We start from the raw sequence: 7,925 nt of genomic DNA, 5'->3' as shown, positions 1-7,925 counted from the left end.
GATCGCGGCGGCGGTCGCGGCCGCGCCCGTGGTGTCCCGCCTGGAGACGCTGAGCCTGGGCCTGGGCCTGCTCGGCGACGAGGGGGCCGAGGCGCTGCTCTCCGGCCAGCCCCTCACCCATCTGGCCCGCCTGGACCTGGCCCACCACTTCCTGACCGGTCCGATGATGGACCGCGTGCGGCGGGCCCTGCCCGGCACCGAGGTGGACCTGAGCGACCAGGAGGACCCGGAACCGGACGGCTGGCGCTACGTGGCGGTCTCCGAGTGAGGGATCTGCTGCTTGTGGGGACGCCGGGGGATCGGCGGGTGGTGATGTTCGCCGGGGCCTGGGCGCGGGGCGGAGGGCCGGAGCCCCGGGTGGTGGCGTGGCGGGACGTCCTGGGCGGGGGCCCGGTTCCGGTTCCCGAGGGGGGCCTGGTGCGGGTGGATTCGCCGGGGGAGGACGCGGCGACGGACGCGATGCTGCGCGGGCCGGGCGAGCCGAGCCGGGTCGGCGGGGGCGCGCGCTGGTACCGGGGGTTCATGGCGGGGCTGGAGGCGGTCAGGGACGCCGTGGCCAGGACGCCGGGGGCCCGGCTGCTCGGGGACGCCGGCGAGATCGGGGTCATGTTCGACAAGCGGGTCTGCCACGCGCGGCTGGAGGCGGCGGGGGTGCCCGTGCCGCCCGCGCTGCCGGGACCGCCGGTCACCGGCTACGGCGAGCTGCGGGAACGGCTCGGCGCGGCGGGGTGGGGCCGGGTGTTCGTGAAGCCCGCGCACGGGTCGTCGGCGTCCGGGGTGATCGCGCTGCAGGTGAACGGGGACAGGGTGCGCGCCGTCACCTCCGCCGCGCTCGACCGGCCGTCGCCGCCGGGCGGTCCCGCGGCGTACAACTCGCTGAAGGTGCGGGTCTACGGGGACCACGCGGACGTGGGGACGCTCGTCGAGCTGCTCGCGCCGGACGGGCTGCACGTGGAGCGGTGGTTCCCGAAGGCGGGGATCGGCGGCCGGGTGTTCGACCTGCGCGTCGTGGTCGTGGCCGGGACGCCGACGCACGCGGTCGTGCGCGCGAGCCGTACGCCGATGACGAACCTGCACCTGGGCGGGGTGCGGGGGGACCTGGCGGCGGTGCGCGCGCGGCTCGGCGAGGACGGCTGGGCGCGGGCGCTGGACGTGTGCGCGCGGGCGGCCGCGTGCTTCCCCGGGAGCCTGGCCGTCGGGGTGGACCTGATGGTGGGGGCGAACTGGCGGGACCTCGCGGTGGCCGAGGTGAACGCGTTCGGGGACCTGCTGCCCGGGCTGACCGGGCTGGACGGGAGCGGGGCCGAGGGCCTGGACACCTACGGCGCGCAGGTGGCCGCGATCACCGCCGGCCGGTACGGCGGCGCGCCCGTCCGCCCGGCCGCCGCGGGAACGGGGGGATGAGCGTGCGGGACATGAACGCGATCATCGGGTCGCACGACCTGCTGCTGGTGACGCTGGACACGCTCCGGTACGACGTGGCCGCGGAGCTGGCGGCGGCGGGCCGTACGCCCAACCTGGCCAGGGCGCTGCCCGGCGGGGTCTGGGAGCGGCGGCACACGCCGGGGAGCTTCACCTACGCGGCGCACGCGGCGATGCTGGCCGGGTTCCTGCCGACGCCGGCGACGCCGGGGCCGCATCCGCGGCTGTTCGCGGCGCGGTTCCCCGGGAGCGAGACGACGACCGGCGGGACCTGGGTGTTCGACGCGGCCGACCTGCCGGCGGGGCTGCGCGCGGCGGGGTACCGCACGGTGTGCGTGGGCGGGGTCGGGTTCTTCAACGGGCTCACGCCGCTCGGGTCCGCGCTGCCCGCGCTGTTCGACGAGGCGCACTGGGAGCCGGAGTTCGGCGTGACCTCGCCCACCTCGTTCGAGGCGCAGATCGCGCGGGCCGAGGAGGTCGTGACCGTCGTGACCGGGGGCCGGCCGCTGTTCCTGCTGGTCAACGTGGCCTCGCTGCACCAGCCCAACTGGTTCCACCTGCCCGGGGCGACGCGAGAGCACGGCGACTCGCGGGAGAGTCACGCGGCCGCGCTGGAGTACGTGGACCGGCACATCGGGCGGCTCTTCGCGGCGATGACCTCGCGCGGGCGGCCGTGCCTGGCGATCGTGTGCTCCGACCACGGGACGGCGTACGGCGAGGACGGGCACGTGGGACACCGCGTCGGTCACGAGGTGGTGTGGACGGTGCCGTACGGCGAATTCATCCTGGAACCGGGGGAGTGGCAGTGATCAGGCCCTATCAGGGATACGTCTACGCGTATCCACACAAGACGGCATACCGTCCGCTGGACCCCCGGCCCGCCCTCGACGACGTGTGGGCGGGGGAGGACACCTCGGCGCTCTTCCTCTACCTGCACATCCCGTTCTGCGAGATGCGCTGCGGGTTCTGCAACCTCTTCACCCGCACCGGCGCCCCCGAGGAGCTGACCTCGGCGTACCTCGGCGCGCTGGAGCGTCAGGCCGAGGCCGTACGGCGGGCGGTGCCGGCCGCGCGGTTCGCGGCGGCGGCGGTCGGGGGCGGCACGCCGACCTACCTGACCGCGCCCGAGCTGACCCGGCTGTTCGACATCGCCGAGGGCGTGATGGGGGCCGACCTGCGGGCGGCGCCGCTCGCCGTGGAGACCTCCCCGGCGACCGCGACGCCGGACCGGCTGGCCGTGCTCGCCGAGCGCGGGACGACCCGGGTGTCGATCGGGGTGCAGAGCTTCATCGACGCCGAGGCGCGCGCCGCCGTACGGCCGCAGCGGCGGGCGGAGGTGGAGACCGCGCTCGGGCACATCCGGGACGCGGCGATCGAGACGCTGAACATCGATCTGATCTACGGGATCGACGGGCAGGACGCGGCGTCGTGGCGGTACTCCCTGGACGCGGCGCTCGCGTGGCGGCCGGAGGAGATCTACCTGTATCCGCTGTACGTCCGCCCGCTCACCGGGCTCGGGCGGCTCGGCCGCGACTGGGACGACCAGCGGCTCACGCTCTACCGGGAGGGCCGAGACCACCTCCTCGCGGCGGGGTACGAGCAGGTCTCCATGCGCATGTTCCGCCTCCCGCGCGCGACACCCCCGGCGTCCGCGTCCCCGAGGTCCGAGCCCTCGGCGTCCGCGTCCGCGGCGTCTGCGGCGTCCGCGTCGCCGGTGTCGGCGTCCCCGGGGTCCGGCCCGGCGGGGCCGTACCGGTGCCAGGAGGACGGGATGGTCGGGCTCGGGTGCGGGGCGCGGTCCTACACCTCAGGGCTGCACTACTCGTTCGAGTACGCCGTGGGGGCGCGGCACGTGCGCGCGATCATCGACGATTACGTACGGCTGCCGCCAGGGGAGTTCGGCGTCGCGAACGTGGGGTTCGCGCTGGGCGCGGAGGACCGGCGGCGGCGCCACCTCATCCAGTCGCTGCTCCAGGCCGAGGGCCTGGACCGGCTGGAGTACAAGGAGCGCTTCGGCGCGGACGCCCTCGACGACTTCGCCCCCGACCTGTCCGTCTTCGCCGACCGGGGCTGGCTCGCGGAGACCGCGGACCGCCTGGTCCTCACCCCCGAGGGCCTGGCGCACAGCGACGCGATAGGCCCGGCCCTCTTCTCCGCCCACGTCAACGCCCTGATGTCCGCCTACGAGGACCGATGAACCCCCGCCCTCCCGTCTTCGTCCCCCTGACCCCCAGGCCCCCGCTCCCGCCCTCGCCGTCGGCCACGGCTCCCGCCGCCGGCTCCTGCGGCGCCGTCTCCGGCACGGCCGCCGCTCCCGCCGCTCACCTCGCGGCGGGCCCTCTCCCGGGGCGGCCAGAGCCCGGCGGCGGGCACCTCTCGATCCTCTACCGGGGACCGCTGGCCAGTTGCGACTACGACTGCCCGTACTGCCCGTTCGCCAAGCGGCGCGACCGGCCGGAGGAACTGCGGCGGGACCGGGCGGCGCTGGAGCGGTTCGCCGGATGGGTGGCGGAGCGGGACTTCCCCGTGTCGGTGCTGTTCACGCCGTGGGGGGAGGGGCTCGTGCGGTCCTGGTACCGGCGGGCCGTCGCCGGGCTGAGCCGGCTGCCGCACGTGCGCCGGGTGGCGATCCAGACGAACCTGTCCGGGCGGCTGACCTGGCTGGACGACGCCGACCCCGAGCGGGTCGCGCTGTGGGCGACGTATCACCCCGGGCAGGTGCCGTACGACCGGTTCGTGGGTAGATGCCGGGAACTGGCCGCGCGGGGCGTCAGGTTCAGCGTCGGCGTCGTCGGGCTCGCGGAGCACCTGGAACCGGCCCGGCGGCTGCGGGCGGAGCTGCCGCCGGAGGTCTACCTGTGGGTCAACGCGGCGGAGGGGCACGAGTACACCGACGCCGAGGCCGCGCCGTGGGCCGCGATCGACCCGCTGTTCGGCTACAGCAGGCGCCCGCACGAGAGCCGCGGGCTGCCCTGCCGTACCGGCGACGACGTGATCTCGGTGTCCGGCGACGGCACCGTACGGCGGTGCCACTTCCTCCCCGAGGTGATCGGGAACCTGTACGACGGGTCGTACCTGGACGGGCTGCGGCCGCGCCCGTGCCCGGCGGACCGGTGCGACTGCCACATCGGCTACGTGCACCTGGAACCGCTCGGGCTGTACGACGTCTTCGCGGGCGGGATCCTGGAACGCGTCCCCGCGGGGTGGCCGGATCAGGTCTCGCGCTCGGGCGCGTAGTCCGCCTCCTGGAGCCCGAACGTCCACGCCACGCCCTGCCTGGCCGTCCGCACCCACGGCGGCACGCGCAGGAAGTAGGTGCGGCGGGTGCCGTCGGGCTCCGGCGTGGAGTTCAGCACCTCGACCATGGTCACCGGCTCGTCCCCGGGCATCTCGATGGTCCAGAGCACGCCGGTGTCGTCGGCCTGGACGAACTCCGCGCCCGACTCGGTGAGATAGCGCTGGTAGCCGAAGTGCTCCAGCATCACCCGGCGCAGCTCGGCGTTGGTCTCGGCGCGGATCGCCCCGACGGTCAGCGACCCCATCGTCTCGCCGAACCCGGCGGGCACCGGCATGCCCCGCCAGGCGTGCAGCGCGAACCCGTCGGGGAACGCCATCGCCGGCCCGTCGCCCCGGTGCAGCCGCCCGGCCTCGTCGCGGTGCAGCTCGACCGGCCGCTCGCACACCAGCGCCACCCGCTCGAACGGCCACCACCACCCGGCCGACGCGGCCACCTCGGCCAGCGCCGCGAGCCCGTCCGGCAGCGTGATCACCCCGCCGTCCGCCAGCCCCTCGAACACCGCCAGCCAGGCCGCGTCATGCTGCCCCAGCACCGCGTCGAGCGTCACCGCCCGCAGCGCCGCCTCCCCGGCGCCGGCGGTGACCGGCCCCTCGCCGCCGTCCCCGTCGGCGGCCAGCCGCCCGATGTCCCGCCGCAGGTCCCCGGTCACCCGGTTCACGTCCTCCCACAGGGACTCCGCGGCCCGGCTCCAGGCCCGCGCCCACGGCCCGGGCCCCAGCGCGGCCGACGCCCGGGTCCGCGCCTCCTCCCAGCCCCGCGTCCGTACGGAGTCCCGCACACTGTCCCCGCCCCCGAACTCGGGGAGGGAACCGGCCGGCCCGGTAACGGACGCGCCGCCGAGGTCCCGCGCCCCCGAGACGGATCGGTCCCGGGCCGTGGCGGAGTCCCCGGTCGTCCGTACGGCGTCGCGCGTGCTCGCTCCGGTCGCCGGTGGTGGCCCCGCCGGGGTGCCGCTCCCGGGCGAGGACGGCGAGGCCGTGGGCGCCGGGGCCGGGCCGCCGGGGGACGCGGCGGAACCGGCCGGGGCGGAACCGGCCGGGGCGGAGTCGCCGGAGGGGGAGGTGAGGGGGCGGAGGGCGGCGAGGGCGGCTTCCACGAGGTCGGCGGAGCCGGGCAGGTCCTCGATCAGGCGGCGGTGGCCGGTGAGCACGGCGGCGGCGATCGCGCCCTGGGCGGGGGAGCCGAACCACAGGACGTGCTCGGGCTCGGGCAGCCCGGCGGCGCGGTAGGCGCGGCGGACGCCCCGCTCGGCGGCCTCGCGGTCGGCGGGGCCGGTGGCGAAGGCGCGGCGGGTCCAGCGGGCCGAGGCGTCGTCGAGCGCCTGGATCACGGCCTCGCCGAGCAGCGCCGGGGATTCGGTCGCGGGGGTGGTCATCGGGGTCTCCGGTCGGTCGGTGGTGGGGGTTCGGCGCGAGGGACGGCGGGCTCGGCCGCGGGGCTACCGGAACGGGCGCGGACACGCGGCGGTCCGATCACGCCCTGTGGGGGTACGGCGGCGCGCGCGAAAGCGCGCGGCGAGGGCGGGACGGGCCACGCCGGTCCCGAGACCCGCGGCGAGGCGCGGTCGCGGGGATCGGGCACTCCCGGGGGCGTCCCAGCCGGGGCCGCTGCACCCGCGAGGCGGACCGCCCGTCAGGGGCCCGCGCGGGCGGCGGGGATTCAGGGGCCGCGCCCGGCGCCGGCCGTACGGCCGGGAGCGGCGGAAGGGCCTCGCGTCAGTCGGCGACGAAGCTGAAGGCGCCGGGAGCGCCGGGGAGGTATTCGCGCTGGCGGATCACGCGGTACCAGCCCTTGGGGAGGGAGATCGCGTCGTGCTCCTCGTGGACCACCCGGCCGCCTGAGGGGAGGTGGAGGTGGTCGGGGACGTGCGGCGACGGGTCGAGGAAGAGCGTGCCGGGGCCGACGACCGCGTGGGCGTGGCCGGTGGCCTCCCCGAGGGCCAGGACCAGGCGGCCGCGCGCGTCGCGGGGCGCGGGCGGCAGCTCACGGACGTGGGCGGGCACCGACTCCTCGGGAATCGGAGCGATCAGGACGTCTCCCTGCCGGAACATGCCGACGCCTCCTTGACGGTACGGAACTCCTCGACACCCCGAAACTAGCCCCGCCCACCGACATTTCCCGGCGCCCCGGGCCCCGCCCCCGACTCTCCGCCCCTGACTCAGCCCCCCGGACCCCGCCCCCGACTCCCCGTCCCGGACCTCTCCGCGAGCGTCCGCCGGGCCGTACGGCGGGGGCGGCGGGAGCGGGTCGCCGTACCCGGAAATGCGGGGCTTTGCAGGCAAAGGTCTAGAAGGCGGAATTCCGGGAAACCTGGGCGGGGCTTGACTATTCCTGGGAGGAACCGTGACCACAGCGGGATCGGCGGGACGGGAGGCGCGGCAGGCGGCGCGCAAGGTGGCCGGGAGTCCGGTGGTGAACCGGCTGGCCCGGGTCGGGCTGGCGTGCCGGGGCGTGCTGTACGCGCTGATCGGGGTGCTGGCGGTGCAGATCGCCCTCGGCGACGGCGGGCAGGAGGCCGACAAGGGCGGCGCGATCACCACTCTCGCGGCGCTGCCGTTCGGCGCCGTGCTGCTCTGGATCATGGTCGTGGGCTTCGCCGCCCTGGCTCTCTGGCAGGCCACGGAGGCGGTCTTCGGCGGGCGGGAGGCGCTGCAGCGCGCCGAGTCGGTCGCCCGCGCGGTCGTCTACGTCCTGATCTTCATCACCCTGCTGACGGTCCTGTCGGCGGGGCGCGCGGCGTCGGAGGACGAGAAGTCGCGGGACGTGACGGGCAAGCTCCTCGACCTGCCCGGCGGCCAGCTCATCGTCGGCGCGATCGGCCTGGGCCTCCTCGCGCTGGGCGTGTACTGGGTGCGCCAGGGGATCACGCGCAAGTTCCGCGAGGAGCTGAACCTCGGCCAGATGTCCGCGCGGGCGCGCACGTGGATGGAGCGGCTGGGCGTCGCCGGATACGTCGCCCGGGGCCTCATCGCCGGCCTCGCCGGGATCTTCGTCGTCCAGGCCGCGATCACCTACGACCCGGGCAAGGCCGGGGGCATCGACGCCACGCTCCGCGCGTTCGCCGACACCCCCGCGGGTCCCTGGCTGCTCGTGCTGGTCGCCGCCGGCCTGGTGCTGTTCGCCGGATACTGCTTCGGCGAGGCCCGCTGGCGCCGTACCTGACCCGGCCCGGCCCGCCCGGGCCCGGGTGTCAGGGGCAGCCCGG

At 76.3% G+C, this 7,925-nt stretch carries 7 protein-coding genes and 1 pseudogene; 6 read left to right on the top strand and 2 right to left on the bottom strand.

Translation table 11 applies throughout. The features are described from left to right. From D5H75_RS24875 to D5H75_RS24855, 5 genes and pseudogenes are all read left to right on the top strand, one after another. Positions 1-268: pseudogene (locus D5H75_RS24875) on the top strand (STM4015 family protein); the annotation flags it as partial. After that, positions 241-1,404 (top strand): STM4014 family protein, encoded by a 1,164-nt coding sequence (locus tag D5H75_RS24870; protein WP_422674053.1) that lies wholly within the window; start codon positions 241-243, stop codon positions 1,402-1,404. The pseudogene D5H75_RS24875 and the gene D5H75_RS24870, both read left to right, overlap by 28 nt. Next, positions 1,401-2,231: an STM4013/SEN3800 family hydrolase gene (locus D5H75_RS24865; protein ID WP_119928930.1), complete on the top strand. Its 831-nt coding sequence runs from the start codon at positions 1,401-1,403 to the stop codon at positions 2,229-2,231. Before D5H75_RS24870 ends, D5H75_RS24865 begins: the two co-directional genes overlap by 4 nt. After that, a complete protein-coding gene (locus D5H75_RS24860; protein WP_119928929.1) occupies positions 2,228-3,619 on the top strand; it encodes an STM4012 family radical SAM protein in 1,392 nt (463 codons plus the stop codon). Before D5H75_RS24865 ends, D5H75_RS24860 begins: the two co-directional genes overlap by 4 nt. Beyond that, positions 3,616-4,659, top strand: a complete 1,044-nt coding sequence (locus tag D5H75_RS24855; RefSeq protein ID WP_202638470.1) for an STM4011 family radical SAM protein — start codon at positions 3,616-3,618, stop codon at positions 4,657-4,659. The genes D5H75_RS24860 and D5H75_RS24855 overlap by 4 nt, the downstream gene beginning before the upstream one ends. Here D5H75_RS24855 and D5H75_RS41900 read toward each other — a convergent pair. Further along, positions 4,635-6,095, bottom strand: coding sequence for a DUF6745 domain-containing protein (locus D5H75_RS41900; RefSeq protein ID WP_202638481.1), 1,461 nt, complete (start codon positions 6,093-6,095; stop codon positions 4,635-4,637). The genes D5H75_RS24855 and D5H75_RS41900 overlap by 25 nt on opposite strands. Before the next feature lie 340 nt (positions 6,096-6,435). Next, a complete protein-coding gene (locus D5H75_RS24845) occupies positions 6,436-6,771 on the bottom strand; it encodes a hypothetical protein (RefSeq protein ID WP_119928928.1) in 336 nt (111 codons plus the stop codon). Between the two features lie 292 nt (positions 6,772-7,063). Here D5H75_RS24845 and D5H75_RS24840 point away from each other — a divergent pair, with 292 nt between their 5' ends. After that, positions 7,064-7,882 carry a DUF1206 domain-containing protein gene (locus tag D5H75_RS24840; protein ID WP_119928927.1) on the top strand — a complete coding sequence of 273 codons (819 nt, stop codon included), beginning with the start codon at positions 7,064-7,066 and terminating at the stop codon, positions 7,880-7,882. Positions 7,883-7,925 lie beyond the last annotated feature (43 nt).

Origin of the sequence: Bailinhaonella thermotolerans (assembly GCF_003594875.1) — a bacterium.
Classification (GTDB): Bacteria; Actinomycetota; Actinomycetes; order Streptosporangiales; family Streptosporangiaceae; genus Bailinhaonella; species Bailinhaonella thermotolerans.
Note: the sequence above shows the minus strand (reverse complement) of the source record. Positions and strands in the feature narration are given on the sequence as shown.

Excerpts from the sequence above, each read along its gene's own strand:
- D5H75_RS24865 (WP_119928930.1), top strand. The coding sequence starts at position 1,401 with ATGAGCGTGCGGGACATGAACGCGATCATCGGGTCGCACGACCTGCTG.
- D5H75_RS24855 (WP_202638470.1), top strand. The coding sequence starts at position 3,616 with ATGAACCCCCGCCCTCCCGTCTTCGTCCCCCTGACCCCCAGGCCCCCG.
- D5H75_RS41900 (WP_202638481.1), bottom strand. The coding sequence starts at position 6,095 with ATGACCACCCCCGCGACCGAATCCCCGGCGCTGCTCGGCGAGGCCGTG.
- D5H75_RS24845 (WP_119928928.1), bottom strand. The coding sequence starts at position 6,771 with ATGTTCCGGCAGGGAGACGTCCTGATCGCTCCGATTCCCGAGGAGTCG.